Genomic DNA, 18,497 nt, shown 5'->3' with positions numbered 1-18,497 from the left:
AGTCGATCGTGCCAAATAGCCCCGGCTGGCTTGTACGCCGAGTTAAGACTAATCGAGAGTTGAGCACAGATAGTCTTCATAGTCGGCACGCCTGTCAAATTCTTCAACTTCAGGGTGGCCAATCAATCGATCAAATCGAGCCAAGAGCGGCTTCCCAAATTCAGGTTCGACAGATGAAATATAGCGCGCCCAACCTACAAGTTTTCTGGCGCTTCCCCACCTGCTATATCGACCACCGAACTCCGTCATATATTCGACGTAGCCGAATCTCTCTATCAAGTAGTCCGCCGCCCTCAGTGCGCGCTTAATATGACGCGGGATACGCGGGCGATCACTACAGCCAACGTAGAGACCGGTTACATACTGAGCCTTCCCTCTGCGCATAAATGCAGTCTTGCTTCTATTCACACTCCAATTATTAGCCTCAAGGAGGTCATAGATTTCATCGCGGTGCCTGTTTTCAATGACATCTCCAGAGAAGACAAGATCGTCTACGTAGCGGGTGAACGTCATGTTTCTGGTGTCTGCGTACTCGACTAACTGCGCGTCGGTCTTCGTGAAAACCAGATTCGAAAGCAACGGACTAGTATTTAACCCGATGGCAAGACTGCTATTGATTGTGGTAAGCCCCACGATCATTTCCACTGCGTCCCGATCGAACCCAAACTTAGCCAAAGAATCCCCGACCTCAACCGAAGAGATAGAGGGGAAGAATGATTCCAGATCAATCCTTAAGACACAATTCTTATCAAGGTGGCATGCAGCGTTGGTGTACGCAGATCGACCCCGAACAAAACCGTGAACATGAGACGGCGCAGAATAGGAAATACCGCGTGCGAGTTTATACCCCAATTGTTTGAGTACCAATGAATACAGAAGATTGGGTACTATTATTTCACGCCGCTTATTTCCTCGACCTGGAATCACCGCGCGACGATAGGCGGAGCCTTCGCGGACTTGCTCTATCAAAGGACCGAGACTAGCGACATTACTGCCGCACATATGGGCGACGTTGTGGACTGTGAATTCCATTGCTCGCCCGACCCCTAATTTTGAAAGATGCGAAAGAACGGAAGCAAAGGCGGGGGTCCCTAGCATGATCCGAACCGCTTACGCACACGAACTCGTGCACGACATGACCGCCGCCCTTACTTCCGCGACATGGATGATACCACCACTTGTCGCACTGCATCACCACCTGACTCAGCAGCAGAATTAAGATCCCGGGCGCGCGATAGCGACGATCTCAGCGCTGGTCGACGACCCGCCTCCACCACTGCGAAGAAACGACGACATTCAATCTCTCATACAAGCGGCCTGTACTGGTTGAATTTCCTATTGAAAACAATTCCGTATTCTAAGGAGCGAACCATTGAAAGGGCGCCGCTGATCTGGTTGAACGTGCGTACATGATTGTTGGCTACATCCGTGACTTTGGCACGTTTCTCGTCGCAAGTCATGGTGGGGTCTAGATCAAACTTCAATCTAACCTGCCACCATCTCTTAACGGCGATCATTACATAGTCAATTATCGCCATAGAGTGGGGATCCTTCTTTGATGACATTCCAATCATGAACGCCGGCGCCGAACTACTTGCCAGAATTTTACCAAGCCCGGTCCTCACCCTGCTTTCAATCTCCGGGAGCCGCTTCTCCAGCGAATGATTTTCTTCAATAAACACCTGAATTTCATCACATTTTCGATACTTTCGTATAATATCCCGAAGTAGGCGAACGTACATATCCACCATCAGATCATTTTCACCCGCAAGACTGGGCCTATGCTGGTCCGTCAGCATTACGAAGCATCTCAAACCAACTATCTTTGATATGAAATCGAAGAACTTGACGGAAATTTCGAACGGGTCTTCGGCGGCATGGAACCCCCTACTCTTGAATAATTCAAAAGACTTCAGTCCGTCATAGCCTACCTCTGCCGAATACTCGTGATACAAGTCCTTGATTTCTCCCTCAACCTCCTCGAAGTTCTCGGTCAAGACCGCCCCGCCCACGATGAGAGGATCACTCTTGGAGCCATTTCCCGATTCGTCCATATATACACAAACCTTCACTTTCTTCACTCTATTGAATCCTTCCGTTATTGCGGCGAGAACTACGGGCACCGATTGATTCCAATCGACTACCTGGAGAGACAATCCACGTGGTTAGTTCAATTCAATGGAACGTACTGAATAAGCGATAGATACTAACCCACTCTTAGGGCACGGGGTGACTGGAACTCCAGTGGAACAAGTCGCAAATCACTATTGCCCTGTTGGACCTGCAGCGCGTCGGGCCCCCGATGCGCGGAACGGTCCCACGAACAGAGACCAATGACCTGCTTAAGGGATGCGATCGTCCAACCCGAATCTGAGTATCCACCACTCGCCTGCCGTCGCCGACACAACTCCACCGCTATCCTGACTTGCAGTCCGCTTCCACGCCGACGATTCATAGGTACCTTAAGATTCTCGTTCCTGCGAGGGAGAATCATTGGAACCTATGGCGGCGTCTATGGTCCACACCCACGCCCCGCCCTTGCCATACCCCTGCCGTTCAGTCCGCACCCCGGCCCGCTTGCGCGCCTTCTTCACCGCATTGTCGACGAGTCCCGCCGCCCGAGTCACCTTCAACACTTCGGCGGCTGGCGCCGATCCCCCACACTCCATCAGATAGCCGCGGATCACTGTGGTGATCTCGTTACGTTCGTCAGCTTCCCCGTCAGGGCCGTTGAGTAGCTCGCGAGCATCTCGTGTGGTCTCCCCTAACCATTGCAGAGCACCCACTTCGGTTTCGCCGTCATCGGTCGGAACTGTGGTCGAGGCAATCTCGGCTTCCATCGACCGGATCCGCGGCGCGAGGTTGGCTTTGGTGTTGGTGACGAAGAGATGCCCCGAATCGTCGTCCTTGGCGACCGACAGCACCGAGCGCGCCACCTGCGACCACGCGATCGAACCGAGAATCAACTTGCCCGTATCCGCTCCGTCCCGTTTGCCGAAGTGACAGAGTCCGAACACGACGCAGCCCTGCCGGGCGGCGAGCTGGGCGAGAGGCTCGAGGTACTGCCGCACTGCGCGATCGTCCCGGCCCGACAGGTCCGACGACATCGACGAGGTTGCCGCATCGAGCACGACGAACGCGACGTGCTCCTTCGCAATGATCCGCTCGAGCGCGAGATTGTCGAGAGGAAGGACGAGTGTGCCGGAATCGGTGTGCGCGGTCTCCACGTCGACAAACAGAACCCGGTCCATGTCCGCACCCGCCGCTTTGAGGCGCGGTGCGACGGTGAACTCCCGGGCATCCTCGGAGTGCACGTACAGCACGTTCCGAGGCGTTCCGTGCAGTTCCCCTTCCAGCGTGCCGCGGGTGATCTGCGCACACAGAGCCGCAGCGATCGTCGACTTGCCGAGGCCTTCCCGTCCAGCAAGAAGCGTCAGCGATCCCGCAGGTATCCAGTCCTCCATCACCCAGCGGACACGTTGGAGCTTTACCTCCGAGCCGCGAGTGACCTTCAGTCGCCGGCCGGCCCTACCTCCGACATCGATCGGCACGAGCTCATCGAGGCCATGGCCCGCCGCGACATGGTCTGCCGCATCCTTGCCGGTCGCCGCCTGGACTATCGCCACACCCGCAGCGCTCGGCTCGACAATCTCATACACCTGCAGCGCATGCTTGCGGCCGGGCTCATCGTCGTCGGCGACGATCACCACGGTGTGGCCGGCCAGTGGAGACCAATCGAACAGGCCGGCCTTACCAGCTCCCATCGCCGGGGACACCGCCGTCGCACCGACGGACTCCATTGCCAGCACATCTTTCTCGCCCTCGACTACATAGACCGGGTCGCCGGTTCGGTGGTCGTCGAGACGCTCAGCCCTGAACAGGTCACGGCCCTTGGTGTTCCCTGATTGGCTGAATCTCTTACGCCCGCGGTCGTCGTAGCTGCGGAACACGGTCCGACCGTCGCGGTATGCGTAGGAAGTACCCGCAGGGTTGTCGAACAGGTCGGACAGGGTCAGACCCAACGCATCCAGAACAGCGGCCTTGTCGTCCGCGTGCGAGTTCATGAGCACCTGGCCCGCAATCTGCCGGAAGGTCACGGACCTATCGGCGGCCGAGTGCCCCGGAGCTTGCGCTGCTGCAGTGCTGTCGGGGCCGTCTCGCCACACCAGGCCGTGTTCGAGCCAACGATCCCGGAGTCGGTCGAGCGCGGTCATAGCGGAACCGGACGATCTGCGATTGGTGTGCATACCTATGCCTTTCGGACACCCCCGAAGAGCCGGCATCGATCGGATACCGGCCCCTCGGGGTGGTGGTCAATGAAGCTGCGGGCAGCCGACTTTCGTCACTGGATCCGTCGTGCCCCGGGCTGGTTCAGCGAGCACATCGCAGGTACCGTCATGGTTGACCTGCCTTTCTGGTGATTGGTTCGGTTCGATGCGCCGTCGGCGGGACCCGGAGCTCCAACTCCCCCGCCGGCGGCGTTGTTCGTGGCCGTGGCCCTCATTGGGATCCACCGGCGAACTGTTCGTTCTCCCAGGCAACGCAATCGCTGAGCTTGTAGCGGGCGTGCCGGCCGATCCTGGCGAACCGCGGGCCTCGCCCCTGACTCGCCCACTGCGCGAGCGTCTTCGCAGGCACCTTCAGCCGGTCGGCGACTTCCTGCCGGGTGAGCCATCTGTCCTCGCTGGTCTGCATCTCGACTCCTTGAATGGGACTAGTTGCGAACTGTCCCGACAAGAAGTAGCACGTTGAGAACTCGAGATCAAGACTCCCTGTCGGGACTGTTCGCAATGTGTCAAACTGGTCGCCATGCCGAGCTTCACAACTACGAACGGTCCCCTCCCCGCGAACTCCGGATGGTCGCTCTACGGAGGTCGCCTGTTCGCTCAGGTGCCTGCGCGCATCACCGCCACGTCCACCGACGACGACATCGAGCCACTCGAACACCATGTCGAGTTGGAGATCGATGTGGTCGAGGGCCGACTCGCCTGCACGGAGCTTCGTGCGGTCAGAACTGCGGACGGCCCGCCGATCACCTCGGACCACCTGCGCCGCATCCCGGTCGGTAGCTGGGTCGAGCTGGCTGCCGAGAAGCTCAACGTCGTACAGGCCATCGAGCCGAATGCGGATGGCGAGTCGTTCAGAGCAATCGATTTCGCCTGGCCGTCAACCGAGTTCGTCGACGCCGGACCGACAGAGGAGGCACTCGAGTCCATTTCGCAGATCTTCGCGTTCTGCATGGCCACGGGGCAGAAGCCGATCGCGGTGCTTGCACGCGAGTACGGGCTCACCAAGCAGACAGCGTCAAGGTGGATCGCGACGGCGAAGCGACGCGGGATTCTCGTCGAGGAACATCGGAAGGTAGACGGCGATGGCGCGGGGTAGACCCCCGCTGCGCATCGGCCGGCACGGCAAGATCACGCGCAAGGATCTCGGCAACGGAGTCTGGCTCGCACGGTGCAGGTTCCGTGATGACGACGGCGTCGTGCGCATCGTCGAGCGCCGCACCCCTCCCGGTCTACGCGACCAGTACGGCAAGCTCGCCGAGGACGAGTTGCTCGAACACCTCGACTCTCGACGCACGCCCAGCGAGGACGAGGTGACAAGCGCAACGACGATCGCAGCACTGGTTCGGACCTACCTTGCGCGCCTCGAAGAAGAGGGCCGAGCGGCCGCGACGATCGACACCTACAAGTTCGCGGCCGGGAAGCTCGAGGGCAAGCTCGGCGGCGTCCGGGTAGGCGAAGCCACCGCCCGCCGCGTCGACACCGCGATACGGGCAATGAGCAAGGCACATGGGCCGACGATGGCGCGTCAGGCCAAGACGATCTTGCGTGGCGCGCTCGGACTCGCTGTCCTCGCCGGCGCCCTCGACGGCAACCCCGTTCGAGACGTGTCGCCGATCAAGTCCAAGGCACCACCGGCCGGTGCTCGCGCACTCACTGCCGACGAGCTGCGCGCCTTGCTGACCGCGCTCAGCAAATCCGAGTACTGCAAGGCGAACGATCTCGTCGACCCGATCACCCTCCTCATCGCAACCGGCCTCCGTCGTTCCGAACTTCTCGCACTTCGCTGGACGGACGTCGACGACGAAGCCGGAACGATCACGGTGACGGGCAAGGTCGTGCGCGCCAAAGGCGCCGGACTGCAGCGCGTAGAGGAAGCGAAGACCGCCGCTGGGCTACGGACCATCCCGTTGCCGACGTTCGCGATGGAGATACTCGAACGTCGCGCTGAGCAGCCGCAGCACGGATCACTGGGGGTGATCTTCCCGTCGACGGTCGGCACGCTGCGCGATCCGAACAACTTCGGCAAGCAGTGGCGAAAGGTTCGCGACGATCTCGGAGTCAAGGACACTACGACTCACAGTTTCCGAAAGTCGGTCGCCACCTTGATCGACGAGGAGGGCCTGTCGCCCCGCGTCGGAGCCGATCACCTAGGGCATCGACATGTCTCCATGACCATGGATCGGTACATGTCCCGAGGCCGGACGCACTCCGCGGTGGCCCAGTTGTTGGACCGTGTCGTGGCTGTAAAAGATGAATAAATGATGGATCGGTCCACCGACGTGGACCGAAACACCCTCTGACGTGGGGCGGGTGGGGCTCGAACCCACGACCAATGGATTATGAGTCCACGGCTCTAACCGACTGAGCTACCGCCCCTCCGCGGCGACGGGTCGCCGCAGAACACTGCCGCATCGGACAGCGCTTCGGAATGGTACCTGGGGTGGCACCGTCGAATCGAGACGGGGTGACGCAGCTGTGTCACGACCGTCACACCGACCGGTGCCCCAGGCCACAAACGAAAAATCCTCCCACCCTGTGAGGGTGGGAGGATTTCACGCGCTCCCCCGGCTGGACTCGAACCAGCAACCGTTCGATTAACAGTCGAATGCTCTGCCAATTGAGCTACAGGGGATTGTCCTGCGGTGCTCCGCGGTTTCCCCCGGTGCGTGGAAAACCATAGCGCTCAACCCGCCGCGGTGCCAAATCGCCTGCACAGTGCGCGTCCGGGCCAAGATCAGGCAGGATGGAACAGACGCGCAGCCACGGGTGGAAGGACAGCACATTGATGGGTTTGTTGGTCGGAGTCGCAGCGGGCTATGTGCTCGGCACCAAAGCGGGTCGTGCCCGATACGAGCAGATCAGCAAGACCGCGAGGGCGGTGGCGGGGAGCCCGGTCACCAAGAAGGCGATCGAGGTGGGACGGCAGAAGCTCGCCGACTCGCTGAGTCCTCAACCGAAGCTCGAGCCGATGAAGCCGATCGACGAGCACACGACGATCATGATCCCGCGGGATCAGCTCAAGAAGTAGCTGCTCAGCCGGCCAGGCCGTCGCCGCTCGTATCGCCGATGGCCTGGTCGAGCAAGCTCCGCCGGTACTGCTCGAGTGCCATGAGGTCGCCGAGCAGCGCGTGGAACTCGTCCGATTCGGTGGCGGGCGAGATGCGCTGCAACTTCGACTTCAGTTCCGCGACCTGCTCACCCACCCACACTTCTTGCAGGCGTGCCAGCACGCCGCCGATGTAGCGCGGAATGCGGTCTTCCTCGGCCGGTATCGGCTCGACTGCGAGTTCCATCACCAGCGAATGCGCGACGGGGTCCTTCGCTGCCCGGCCGACCGCGTCGACCCACTCGCCGCCACCCATACCCGAACCGGTGCCGCCCGCGGCAGCGACCGCTGTACGGACCGCTGCGTACGCCGGATCGGTGAAGGTCTCCTTGGGCAGCGAATCGAATACGGTGCCGGCAATGCCCGGGTACTGGAGGGCGGCCTTGAGCGCGTCGCGTTGCGGCCACAGGGACGGGTCGTTCGGGCGGGGCCGGCGCAACGCCGACGCGGGCGCCTGGGGCGCCACGGTGGCTCCGGCCCGGGACTTCGTTTCCGGTGCGCGGGCACCGCGCCGGGCTTCGTCCTGCACCCGGCGCCGCACAGCGGGAATGTCGTCCCAGCCCACCCAGTGCGCGAGTTGCACCGAGTAGTTGTCGCGCAGGGTGCGGTCCTTGATCTGTGCGACCACCGGAACACAGCGGCGCAGCGCCTCGACTCTTCCCTCCGCGTTGTCCAGATTGTGTTCGGAGAGAATGGATTTCACCACGAACTCGAACATCGGAGTCCTGCGGGCGACGAGATCGCGCACGGCGCCGTCACCGGACTCCTGCCGGAGTTCGCAGGGATCCATGCCCTTGGGGGCGATCGCGACGTAGGTTTTCGCCGCCGTCTTCTGGTCGCCCTCGAATGCTTTCATCGCGGCGGCTCGGCCGGCGTCGTCACCGTCGAAGGTGTAGATGACCTCGCCGCGGAAATAGCTGTCGTCCATGAGCAGGCGGCGCAGCATGGCCAGGTGCTCGTCGCCGAAGGCGGTTCCGCACGCGGCCACGGCGGTCTTCACGCCGGCGAGATGCATGGCCATGACGTCGGTGTAACCCTCGACGATCACCGCCTGGTGTGATTTGGCGATCTCGCGCTTCGCGAGGTCCAACCCGAACAGCACCTGAGACTTCTTGTACAGCTGCGTCTCCGGCGTGTTCATGTACTTCGCGGTGATCTGGTCGTCGTCGTACAGCCGTCGCGCCCCGAACCCGATGACGTCACCGGAGAGATTACGGATCGGCCACAACAGTCGCCGGTGGAACCGGTCGATGGGTCCGCGGCGCCCCTCCCGCGACAGTCCGGCCGCCTCGAGTTCTGCGAACTCGAACCCCCGACCGAGAAGATGCTTGGTGAGCAGGTCCCATCCGGCGGGCGCGAAGCCGCAGCCGAACGTCTCGGCGGCGGCGCTGTCGAAGTTGCGCTCGGTGAGGTAGTCGCGCGCCGCCTGGGCACCCGGGGTGCGCAGTTGCTCGGCGTAGAACTCCTGGGCGGCGGCATTCGCGGCGACGAGGCGGGCACGGGTACCGCGGTCGCGCTGGACCGACGGCCCGCCGCCTTCGTAGTTGAGGGTGTAGCCCACGCGCTCCGCGAGTTGCTCGACGGCTTCGACGAAACTGACGTGTTCGATCTTCTGCAGGAACGAGTAGACGTCGCCACCCTCCCCGCACCCGAAGCAATGGAAGTGCCCGTGGTTGGGCCGCACGTGGAACGACGGCGACTTCTCGTCGTGGAACGGGCACAGACCCTTCAGGGAGTCGGCGCCGCCTCGCTTGAGCGCGACGTATTCACCGACGATGTCTTCGATGCGGGCGCGGTCGCGAATGGCCGCGATGTCTCTGTCTGAAATTCGGCCGGCCACGACGTCGATTCTAAGCCGCTCGGCCGCCGCCGCCCGCAGCGGTGGTCCCGCGTCGCGGTGCTACCCCCAGCTGGCCTGCGCGGCGAGGCTGTCCCGGTCGATGCGCTCGAGCCGGGATTCGGTGCACGACGCGATCTGATCGACCACCACGCGCACCCGCGCCGCGTCGTCGGGTGCGTCTTTCCACGCCGCGGCGAAGAACGGATCGAGGCCCACCGGCGCCGTCCGCAGCAGCCATTCCGCGACGCGGTGGATCCGCTCGCGCTGCGCCTCCTGCCGGGTGCGGTGCACGCGGTCGGACATCACGAACTGCAGCGCCATCGTCTTGAGCAACGCCACCTCGGCGGCGACCACGGGCGGGATCACCAGGTCCGCGTCGTATCTCGTGACGGGTTGGTCACCGGTGACCTCCCGCGTTCCGAGGATCGCGGCGGTGGCGTATCGGCCGACGAGTTCGCTGGTGAGGCGTTTGAGAGCGACGGAACTGGCCAGGGTGCCGTCGAAGGTTCCGACGTCGATCACGACGGGCATCTCCGACAATCGTTTCGCTGCTTCGGTGAGTTCGTCGGGGACGAGATCGGAGAATTCGCGCATGCCCAGTTCGATGAGTGCGGACACCGCGTCCGCGTCGCCGAGCACCCGCAGGTCGATCCGGCCGTCGATGACGCCGTCCTCGACGTCGTGCACCGAGTACGCGACGTCGTCGGACCAGTCCATGATCTGTGCCTCGAGGCATTTGCGGCGATCCGGCGCGCCCTCCCGCACCCACGTCAGCACGTCGACGTCATCGTCGTAGGCGCCGAACTTCGCGCCCGGCGACGGCCGCGTCCACGGATACTTGAGCGTCGCGTCGAGGGCGGCGCGGGTGAGGTTCAGGCCCGCGCTCGTGCCGTCCGGATAGAGGACCTTGGGCTCCAGGCACGTCAGGATGCGCAGGTTCTGCGCATTCCCTTCGAATCCTCCGCACGGCGCCGCCACCGCATCCAGGGCACGCTCTCCGTTGTGCCCGTACGGCGGGTGCCCGATGTCGTGGGCGAGTCCCGCGAGGTCCACGACATCGGCGTCGGCGCCGATTCCCTCCGCGATGCTGCGGCCGATCTGCGCGACCTCCATCGAGTGCGTGAGCCGGGTGCGCGGAGTGTCACCGTCGCGAGGTCCGACGACCTGGGTCTTGTCGGCGAGCCTGCGCAGGGCAGCGGAGTGCTGGACCCGCGCGCGGTCGCGCGCGAATGCGGTGCGGTCGGCGGCGGCCCGTTCAGCACCGATCAACGCCGAGCGCTTCGGCGGTTCGGCGACGCGCCGCTCGAGATCGTGTTCGCTGTAGCCCTGCATCAGATCCGTCCTTCGTCGCACCGGCCGTACGTCCCCCGGCCCCTACTCACATGTACGCCTACCCATATCTTCGTCCTTCACCATCTCGGCCTCCCACCCGCGGTCACTGCTCTGCTGTGTACGGGAAGTCCGCGGAGAAATGGGTGATCTGGTACCAGATCAACGCGCCCGTTTCGCGGGCGATCGCGTGAAACTGCGAGTTGCGGGTGAACACTGCCGGGCCCTGACGGGTCGGCGCGGTCCATGCGTCGAGACCCGAGTCGCGGGCCATGGTCCGGGTGCGCAGCGAATGCCACGGATCGCTCACCAGCACCGACGACGACAACCCCAGCTCGCCCATGTCCCTGCTCACGGCTTCTACGCTGCGCAGCGTGTCGGATCCCTCTTCCACCGCCATGATCGCCTCCGCGGGCACGCCCCGGGAGACGAGATAGTTCTTGCCCGCGGCCGCTTCGGTGAACAGATCGCCTTCCTGCTTGCCACCGACGGTGACGATCATCGGCGACACCCCTGCCTCGTACAGCTTGAGTGCCTGCTCGAGTCGTGCTTCGAACACCGACGACGGTGTGCCGGAGTACTGGGCGGCGCCGAGCACGACGATGGCGTCGGCGGGCGTCCTGTCGTCGATGCGGGCGACCTGCCACACCCGTATCGCCGTTCCGCCGACGACGAGGATCGCGGCGAGCAGCGCACCGACCACCAGTCGCCTCAGCCACCGGGTGATGCGGGCGCCCGTGCCGAGATCGTCCTCGGCGCGGCCTGGCGCGGGGACCCTGGGGTGGGATGCGGTACTCACCCCTCAAGTCTGCCAGTGGACGCGGGGAACGAAGCAGGGCGACGCGCCGACCGTGCTTCGTTCCCGCGAACCACTAGATTCGTTGTCATGCCCCACGCATCGTCCCCGCGCCGACGTCCCGCCCGGATCGTGCCCGCGCTGCTACCCCTCCTGCTCGCCGCGATCGCGTGGCTGCTGATGCCCGTCGCGGCGTCGGCCGAGCCCCCGTCACGACTCCAGTCACCGATCAGCGACAGCGCCGGAGTCCTCGATGCCGACGACGTCGCACGCATCCAGCAGGCGGTGGACACGTTGTACGACGAGCACCGCCTGCAACTGTGGGTCACGTATGTGTCGACCTTCGACGGCCAGAACTACGACGCCTGGGCGCAGGCGACCGCGCGGGCCAGCAACTTCGGTCCGGACACCGCCCTGCTCGCCGTCGCCACCGACGACCGCGAGTTCGCGTTGTGGACCCCGAACGGATCGGATATTTCCCAGTCGGAACGCAACCGCATCAGCTCGAACGACATCACGCCCGCGCTGCGCACCGGTGACTGGGCGGGCGCCGCCGTGGCCGCGGCGGACGGCCTCGATGCCGCGTTGACGCCCTCGAGCGCGCCCACCACGACACTGCTCGTCGGTGGCGGCATGATCGCCGCGGGTGCCGGCGGCGTCTACGCATATTCGCGGCGGTCCAAGCGCAAGCGTGCCGAGACGGCCGCCGCGCGTGCAGCGGCGATCGATCCCGCCGATACCGGCGCACTGGCCGCGCTCCCGCTCGAGGGTCTCGAGCTGCATGCCCAGAAGGTACTGGTGGAGACGGACAACGCGGTGCGCTCGAGCTCGGAAGCACTCGAGCTGGCGCGCGGCGAATTCGGCGACACGGCAGTTCAGCCGTTCGACCGGGCGTACCGGCAGGCGCAGGCCGCGCTCGCGAATGCGTTCGAGATCCGGCAGCGTCTCGACGACGACATCCCCGAGACCCCGGAGCAACAGCGCGAGATGCTGGTGCAGCTCGTCTCGTCGTGCGGGCAGGCCGACCGCGAGCTCGATGCGCAGGTGGAGGCGTTCGACCGCATGCGCGACCTGCTGCTCGATGCTCCCGACCGGCTCGACGCACTGACACAGCGCGCCATCGGCTTGCGGGCGCGTATCCCGCAGGGCGAGGCCACTCTCGCGCAGCTGACCGAAGAATTCCCGGCGGAGGCGCTCGCGCCCGTCAAGGACAACGTGTCGCTCGCGGTCGAGGAGATCGAGCACGCCGAGAAGGCCATCGATGAAGGCCGGGTCGCGGTGTCGCGTCCGGCGGGTGAGCAAGGTGACGCGGTCCGCGCGATCCGCGAGTCCGAACGCGCACTCGGACACGCGGCAACGCTCCTCGACGGTGTCGAGCACGCCGCGGAGGACATCCGCCACGCGATCGCGACTCTTCCGGCTGCCATGGAAGATGCGGCGCAAGGCATTGCCGACGCCGAAGGGCTCGTTGCCGCAGGTGGCCCGGAACTCGCCGAAGCGCGCCGAGCCGCCCAGGAGGCACTCGAGCATGCACGGGCCGCACAGCACACCGACCCGCTGGGAAGTTTCACGCGGGTCGTGGAAACCGACGCGCGCCTCGATGCCCTGCGGGCGCAGACCCGCGCGGCTCGAGAGGAGGAAGCGCGGGCCCGCCGGCGGCTCGAGCAGGATCTGACCGCCGCCCAGGCACAGGTCACCGCCGCATCCGATTTCATCGGCACGCGACGCGGCGTCGTCGGCGCGGAGGCACGCACGAGGCTGTCGGAGGCGCAGCGGCATCTGGACGCGGCCCGGCAGCTGGCGTCGACGGACGCAGCCCAGGCGCTGCAGCACGCCCAGACGGCGTCGGCCCTCGCGTCGCGCGCCTTGAGCGCGGCACGCCGGGACGTGGAGTCGTGGGAACGTCGCAACCCGCCGCGCGGTGGCGGTTCGTCGGGCGGCAACATCGCCGGCGCCGTGCTGGGCGGCATCCTCATCAACAGCGTGCTCGGGGGCGGCGGGCACGGTGGTGGCTTCGGAGGCGGAGGCTTCGGAGGCGGAGGCTTCGGGGGCGGCGGAGGCGGATTCGGCGGGTCGAGCGGCGGCAGGTTCTGACGCCGCACCCGTAAAACCCTGGTGGAAAAATGCCCGCTCAGCGGGCAACAACTCACCCGAGTTCAGAAAGACTCGCCGGCCCTCCCGTGCTACGGGAGGGCCGGCGAGTCGAGTGAGAGTCGGATCGACCGATCAGCAGCCGATCAGGCGCTGCGCGAGGTAACCCTCGACCTGGTCGAGTGCGACGCGCTCCTGCGCCATCGAGTCGCGCTCGCGGATGGTGACCGCGTGGTCCTCGAGGGTGTCGAAGTCGACGGTGATGCAGAACGGCGTGCCGATCTCGTCCTGACGACGATAGCGGCGGCCGATGGCGCCGGCGTCGTCGAACTCGATGTTCCAGTGCTGGCGCAACTGGGCGGCGAGATCCTTGGCCTTGGGGCTCAGATCGGAGTTGCGGCTCAGCGGCAGCACGGCGGCCTTGACGGGCGCGAGACGGCGGTCCAGCCGCAGCACCGTGCGCTTGTCGACCCCGCCCTTGGCGTTGGGTGCCTCGTCCTCGGTGTAGGCGTCGACGAGGAACGCCATGAGCGAACGGGTGAGGCCGGCTGCGGGTTCGATGACGTACGGCGTGTAGCGCTCGTTCGTCGTCTGGTCGAAGTAGCTCAGGTCGGTGCCCGAATGCTGCGAGTGCGTCGACAGGTCGAAGTCGGTGCGGTTGGCGACACCCTCGAGCTCACCCCATTCGCTGCCCTGGAAGTGGAAGCGGTACTCGATGTCGACGGTGCGCTTCGAGTAGTGCGACAGCTTCTCCTGCGCATGCTCGTACAGGCGCAGGTTGTCCTTGTTGATGCCCAGCCCGGTGTACCAGTCCATCCGGTAGTCGATCCAGTACTGGTGCCATTCCTCGTCCTCGCCGGGCTTGACGAAGAATTCCATCTCCATCTGCTCGAACTCGCGGGTGCGGAAGATGAAGTTGCCGGGGGTGATCTCGTTGCGGAAGCTCTTGCCGATCTGGCCGATGCCGAACGGCGGCTTCTTGCGCGACGTGGTGAGCACGTTCGCGAAGTTCACGAAGATGCCCTGAGCGGTCTCCGGGCGCAGGTAGTGCAGGCCCTCTTCGCTCTCGATCGGACCGAGGTAGGTCTTGAGCATCATGTTGAAGTCGCGCGGCTCGGTCCACTGGCCCTTGGTGCCGCAGTCCGGGCACACGATCTCCGACATCGCCACGGCGTCGGGGTCGTCGAGCTTGTGCTTCTCGGCGTACGCCTCCTGCAGGTGGTCCTGGCGGTGGCGCTTGTGACAGCTCAGGCATTCGACGAGCGGGTCGTTGAACACGCCGACGTGGCCGGACGCGACCCACACCTGGCGCGGGAGGATCACCGACGAGTCGAGGCCGACGACGTCGTCGCGGCTGGTGACCATGTTCCGCCACCACTGCTTCTTGATGTTTTCCTTGAGCTCGACTCCGAGCGGCCCGTAGTCCCAGGCCGACCTGGTGCCGCCGTAGATCTCACCACAGGGGTAGACCAGTCCTCGGCGCTTGGCGAGGTTGGCGACGGTATCGATCTTGGATTTGGGTGCCACTCGGATTCTCTCCATCTTCGATGCGGGTTTTCGCAGCTTGCGTCGACTACTTAGACTATCGCTCCCCGCCACGGCGACGAATTCCTGGCGGTTGACATGCACATCCATGCATATCAAAATGGTATCGGTTTGCAATAAGCCCCGAGAGCGCGAGGAGTCCCGTGAGTGTCGACGCCGGTCACGACGAGTGCCGCACGGACAACGAGACCCCCCGCGCAACGCCGGCGCACCCGCCGGTCTCGCACGACACGCTCGTCGCCGCGGGCGAACTGCTCCGCGCACTCTCGGCACCGGTCCGCATCGCCATCGTGCTCGAACTGCGCGAATCCGCGCGGTGCGTCCACGAACTCGTCGGCGCACTCGGCGTGACCCAGCCTCTGATCAGCCAGCACCTGCGCGTTCTCAAGACCGCAGGCGTGGTGCGGGGCGACCGCACCGGCCGCGAAGTTCTCTACCGCCTGGCCGACGACCACCTCGCTCACATCGTCATCGACGCTGTCGCGCACGCTCAGGAAGGATGACGACCGTAGTGACCTCCGCACGCAAGCCCCTGGTGGGGGTGCGCTCGACCAGACAACGCAGCGCGATCGTGGATCTGCTCGACAACACCGAAGAGTTCCGTTCCGCACAGGACCTGCACGACGAACTGCGCAAGCGCGGGCACGGGATCGGTCTGACCACCGTCTATCGAACCCTGCAGTCCCTCGCCGAGACGGGCAGCGTCGACGTGCTCCGCACCGACTCGGGCGAATCGCTGTTCCGCCGCTGTTCCTCCGGACACCACCATCACCTCGTGTGCCGCCACTGCGGGTTCACCGTCGAGGTCGACGGGCCCGAAGTCGAGCGCTGGTCGCACGAGGTCGCCGACACGCACGGGTTCGACGACGTCAGCCACACGGTCGAGATCTTCGGAACCTGCCGCGACTGCGCACTGGCGAGGGCGTGACGAGCGGGTAGGTCAGCCGCAGGTGCAGTTACCGCACCCGCAGTCCCCGCCGAGCAGGTTCTCACCGGCCACGGTGTCCGCGGGCCCGTCGAACACGCATGCATCGCCGCCGAGCCTGTCGGCCAGCGCACGCACCTGCCCGACGAGCGGAACCACGGCGCCCACGGCGCGCAACAGGTGCAGCGGCACGAGCGGGCACGCAGCGACACGCTGCTCGGCAGTGACCCGGTCGTGGTGCAGAACGAACTTGAACTCGGGGAACTCGAGTTGCAGGTCGGTGAGCACCTCGGCGGCGCGCGCCCGGTCCGCGATGTTCTCGGCCAGGAACGTCGCCAGGTGCACGACACCCCCTTCCGCATCGGCGGTCGCGAACGTCGGCACGTCCTCGATCCAGATCGGAACGTCACCGTCCTCGTCGGGTTCGGGTGCGTCGTCCATCGCCTGCGCCAGCGTGCGGATCACCAGGTCGCGCAGCGCGTCGTCGCCGGTGGTCGCCACTGCGAGGTTCCACTGTTCCTCGCCGGTACCCGCGTCGCCGGTCATGCGTTCCCCGTTCCGGATGTGCCCGCGACGTTCTCGCGGGCTTCGGCCACTCCGTCGAGGACGAGCAGCAGCATGGTGGTCAGCGGAGAATCCTCGAGCCCGGTCGCGGGGAACGAGTAGCGGACGATCACGTCCGCGACGGACTCCCGTTCGATGACGTGGATGGAACCGAACTGCAGCGCCTCGGCGGCGGTGGCGACGCGGTTGCGCACCTCGTCGCCGAGTGGGAGATCCCACGCGAGCACGCCGGTCAGCGACACCACGTCCAGTCCCTCGGTGAGGGTGACGACCTGCAGTGCGAACGGGACGGCGCCGTAGTCGAATCCGAACGACCCGTCTCCGTCGTCCTCGGCACCGGGAGTCCGCAACTGGACGAACGGCGTCAGCGCCGCGGCAATCCGGTCTCTCAGCGCGGTCATTTCACACCTCCGAACCGGCGGTCGCGCGAGGCGTACTCGACACAGGCGGCCCACAGGTCGCGACGGTCGAAGTCGGGGAACATCTTGTCCTGGAAGACCAGTTCTGCGTACGCGGACTGCCACAGCAGGAAGTTCGACGTGCGCTGCTCCCCCGACGGCCGGAGAAACAGGTCGACATCGGGCATGTCGGGTTCGTCGAGGTATCGCGCGATGGTGGCCTCGGTGATGCGTTCCGGATCGAGGTCCCCCGCCGCGACCCGCCGTCCGATTTCCCTGGCCGCGTCGGCGATCTCGGCGCGACCACCGTAATTGACGCACATCGTGAGAGTCATCACAGTGTTGTCGCGGGTCAGTTCCTCCGCGGCCTCGAGTTCCTTGATGACGCTGCGCCACAACCGCGGACGACGCCCGGCCCACCGCACGCGGACACCCATCTCGTGCATCTCGTCGCGGCGACGACGGATCACGTCGCGGTTGAAGCCCATGAGGAAGCGAACCTCGTCGGGGCTGCGCTTCCAGTTCTCGGTGGAGAACGCGTAGGCCGACAGCCACGTGATGCCCATCTCGATGCACCCGCACACGGTGTCCATCAGGACTTCTTCACCGCGTTCGTGACCGGCGGTGCGCGGCAGTCCACGTTCCTGCGCCCAGCGCCCGTTTCCGTCCATCACCAGCGCGACGTGCCGCGGAATCAACTCGGGTTGGAGGATGGGCGGCGTGGCCCCCGACGGGTGCGGGTCGGGCGGCCGGATCGCGCGATCAGGCGATGGGTGTGGGGCGCGTCGTCGAATCACGGGTCCCATCCTGCCTGACGCCCGAACCGCCCCGTTCGGCCACGTAGGTGCCGCCGCGTTCGACCAGGGGCATGGATCGCAGTTGGCGCTCGAGATGCCATTGCAGGTGCGCGGCGACGAGCCCGCTGGCCTGGCTCCGGACCCCGGCCTCGGTTGCTTCCGTCTCGGCCCACCTGCCGTGGGCGAGCGCGTCGAGCAAGGCGAAGACGGCGGGAGCGGGCGTCGCCGCGCCGGGGGGACGGCAGTGCACGCACACGGCGCCGCCGGCAGCGACATGGAAGGCGGTGTGCGGACCGGGCCGGTCGCACCGCGCGCAGTGCGTGATCGCGGGCGCCCATCCGGCGTAGGCCATCGCGCGCAGGAGGTACGCGTCGAGAATCAATTCGGGTGGGCGGGTGTGGTCGCACACCGCGCGCAGCGCCCCGACGGTCAAGGCATGCAGGCGCGGGGCGGGCGCCCGCTCTTCGCCGGCGAGCCGCTCGGCGGTCTCGAGAATGGCGCACGCGGTGGTGTAGCGGGAGTAGTCGTCGACGATGCCGACCGCGAAGGCGTCGAGGGTCTGCACCTGGGTGACGATGTCGAGACTGCGTCCGGGGTGGAGTTGCACATCGACGTGCGCGAACGGCTCGAGCCGGGCCCCGAACTTCGACCGGGTTCGGCGCACTCCCTTCGCGACGGCGCGGACGAGGCCGTAGCGGCGGGTGAGCAGTGTGACGATGCGGTCGGCTTCGCCCAGCTTGTGCTGGCGCAGCACCACCGCGTTGTCCCGATACAGCCTCACCACCCGAGTGTTTCACGTCGCCACGACACGCGGCAC

The 18,497-nt window shown here is 65.1% G+C and carries 18 protein-coding genes and 2 tRNA genes; 6 read left to right on the top strand and 14 right to left on the bottom strand.

Annotated features, from left to right (window positions below; genetic code table 11):
• Window positions 1-48: 48 nt before the first annotated feature.
• The 4 genes from ACLQ3J_RS19715 to ACLQ3J_RS19700 form a co-directional block, all read right to left on the bottom strand.
• Window positions 49-1,032, bottom strand: a complete 984-nt coding sequence (locus ACLQ3J_RS19715) for a reverse transcriptase family protein (protein WP_425904205.1) — start codon at window positions 1,030-1,032, stop codon at window positions 49-51.
• 272 nt (window positions 1,033-1,304) lie between these two features.
• A complete protein-coding gene (locus ACLQ3J_RS19710) occupies window positions 1,305-2,081 on the bottom strand; it encodes a DUF3800 domain-containing protein (RefSeq protein WP_425904203.1) in 777 nt (258 codons plus the stop codon).
• Window positions 2,082-2,462: 381 nt separating this feature from the next.
• Entirely contained in the window at window positions 2,463-4,097 is a 1,635-nt protein-coding gene (locus ACLQ3J_RS19705) for an AAA family ATPase (protein ID WP_425904201.1), read from the bottom strand.
• Window positions 4,098-4,500: 403 nt separating this feature from the next.
• Window positions 4,501-4,695, bottom strand: a complete 195-nt coding sequence (locus tag ACLQ3J_RS19700) for a helix-turn-helix transcriptional regulator (RefSeq protein ID WP_425904200.1) — start codon at window positions 4,693-4,695, stop codon at window positions 4,501-4,503.
• 114 nt (window positions 4,696-4,809) lie between these two features.
• Here ACLQ3J_RS19700 and ACLQ3J_RS19695 point away from each other — a divergent pair, with 114 nt between their 5' ends.
• Entirely contained in the window at window positions 4,810-5,385 is a 576-nt protein-coding gene (locus tag ACLQ3J_RS19695) for a hypothetical protein (RefSeq protein WP_425904199.1), read from the top strand.
• Complete coding sequence (locus ACLQ3J_RS19690) at window positions 5,372-6,547, top strand: tyrosine-type recombinase/integrase (protein WP_425904198.1); 1,176 nt, start codon at window positions 5,372-5,374, stop codon at window positions 6,545-6,547. Before ACLQ3J_RS19695 ends, ACLQ3J_RS19690 begins: the two co-directional genes overlap by 14 nt.
• A gap of 44 nt (window positions 6,548-6,591) precedes the next feature.
• Here ACLQ3J_RS19690 and ACLQ3J_RS19685 read toward each other — a convergent pair.
• Window positions 6,592-6,665, bottom strand: a tRNA-Ile gene (locus ACLQ3J_RS19685).
• A 183-nt stretch (window positions 6,666-6,848) separates the two neighbouring features.
• Window positions 6,849-6,921 (bottom strand) — tRNA-Asn (locus ACLQ3J_RS19680).
• A gap of 150 nt (window positions 6,922-7,071) precedes the next feature.
• On the opposite strand from ACLQ3J_RS19680, the gene ACLQ3J_RS19675 reads away from it, so the two are divergent.
• Window positions 7,072-7,317, top strand: a complete 246-nt coding sequence (locus tag ACLQ3J_RS19675; protein ID WP_206036732.1) for a hypothetical protein — start codon at window positions 7,072-7,074, stop codon at window positions 7,315-7,317.
• 4 nt (window positions 7,318-7,321) lie between these two features.
• Here ACLQ3J_RS19675 and dnaG read toward each other — a convergent pair whose 3' ends face one another.
• From dnaG to ACLQ3J_RS19660, 3 genes are all read right to left on the bottom strand, one after another.
• A complete protein-coding gene (gene dnaG / locus ACLQ3J_RS19670) occupies window positions 7,322-9,235 on the bottom strand; it encodes a DNA primase (protein WP_169620300.1) in 1,914 nt (637 codons plus the stop codon).
• A gap of 60 nt (window positions 9,236-9,295) precedes the next feature.
• Complete coding sequence (locus ACLQ3J_RS19665; RefSeq protein WP_425904197.1) at window positions 9,296-10,567, bottom strand: deoxyguanosinetriphosphate triphosphohydrolase; 1,272 nt, start codon at window positions 10,565-10,567, stop codon at window positions 9,296-9,298.
• Window positions 10,568-10,670: 103 nt separating this feature from the next.
• A complete protein-coding gene (locus tag ACLQ3J_RS19660) occupies window positions 10,671-11,291 on the bottom strand; it encodes a YdcF family protein (protein WP_296550222.1) in 621 nt (206 codons plus the stop codon).
• Window positions 11,292-11,450: 159 nt separating this feature from the next.
• Here ACLQ3J_RS19660 and ACLQ3J_RS19655 point away from each other — a divergent pair, with 159 nt between their 5' ends.
• Complete coding sequence (locus ACLQ3J_RS19655; RefSeq protein WP_425904196.1) at window positions 11,451-13,454, top strand: TPM domain-containing protein; 2,004 nt, start codon at window positions 11,451-11,453, stop codon at window positions 13,452-13,454.
• 132 nt (window positions 13,455-13,586) lie between these two features.
• On the opposite strand, the gene ACLQ3J_RS19650 is transcribed toward ACLQ3J_RS19655, so the two are convergent.
• Entirely contained in the window at window positions 13,587-14,978 is a 1,392-nt protein-coding gene (locus tag ACLQ3J_RS19650; RefSeq protein WP_169620304.1) for a glycine--tRNA ligase, read from the bottom strand.
• A 161-nt stretch (window positions 14,979-15,139) separates the two neighbouring features.
• Here ACLQ3J_RS19650 and ACLQ3J_RS19645 point away from each other — a divergent pair, with 161 nt between their 5' ends.
• Both ACLQ3J_RS19645 and ACLQ3J_RS19640 read left to right on the top strand, forming a co-directional pair.
• Window positions 15,140-15,499, top strand: a complete 360-nt coding sequence (locus ACLQ3J_RS19645) for a metalloregulator ArsR/SmtB family transcription factor (RefSeq protein ID WP_169651769.1) — start codon at window positions 15,140-15,142, stop codon at window positions 15,497-15,499.
• A complete protein-coding gene (locus ACLQ3J_RS19640) occupies window positions 15,496-15,924 on the top strand; it encodes a Fur family transcriptional regulator (RefSeq protein ID WP_169620306.1) in 429 nt (142 codons plus the stop codon). The genes ACLQ3J_RS19645 and ACLQ3J_RS19640 overlap by 4 nt, the downstream gene beginning before the upstream one ends.
• Window positions 15,925-15,936: 12 nt before the next feature.
• On the opposite strand, the gene ACLQ3J_RS19635 is transcribed toward ACLQ3J_RS19640, so the two are convergent.
• The 4 genes from ACLQ3J_RS19635 to recO are packed head-to-tail and all read right to left on the bottom strand — an operon-like array spanning window position 15,937 to window position 18,461.
• Window positions 15,937-16,467, bottom strand: a complete 531-nt coding sequence (locus tag ACLQ3J_RS19635; protein ID WP_296549045.1) for a T3SS (YopN, CesT) and YbjN peptide-binding chaperone 1 — start codon at window positions 16,465-16,467, stop codon at window positions 15,937-15,939.
• Window positions 16,464-16,886, bottom strand: coding sequence for a hypothetical protein (locus ACLQ3J_RS19630; RefSeq protein WP_425904195.1), 423 nt, complete (start codon window positions 16,884-16,886; stop codon window positions 16,464-16,466). Before ACLQ3J_RS19630 ends, ACLQ3J_RS19635 begins: the two co-directional genes overlap by 4 nt.
• Entirely contained in the window at window positions 16,883-17,689 is an 807-nt protein-coding gene (locus ACLQ3J_RS19625) for an isoprenyl transferase (protein WP_206036658.1), read from the bottom strand. Before ACLQ3J_RS19625 ends, ACLQ3J_RS19630 begins: the two co-directional genes overlap by 4 nt.
• Entirely contained in the window at window positions 17,646-18,461 is an 816-nt protein-coding gene (gene recO / locus ACLQ3J_RS19620) for a DNA repair protein RecO (RefSeq protein ID WP_425904194.1), read from the bottom strand. The genes ACLQ3J_RS19625 and recO overlap by 44 nt, the downstream gene beginning before the upstream one ends.
• Window positions 18,462-18,497: the final 36 nt, after the last annotated feature.

This window comes from Rhodococcus sp. DT1 (assembly GCF_049844875.1).
Classification (GTDB): Bacteria; Actinomycetota; Actinomycetes; order Mycobacteriales; family Mycobacteriaceae; genus Rhodococcus.
The sequence above is the reverse complement of the archived record's forward strand: the minus strand, read 5'-3'. Positions and strand labels throughout refer to the sequence as shown.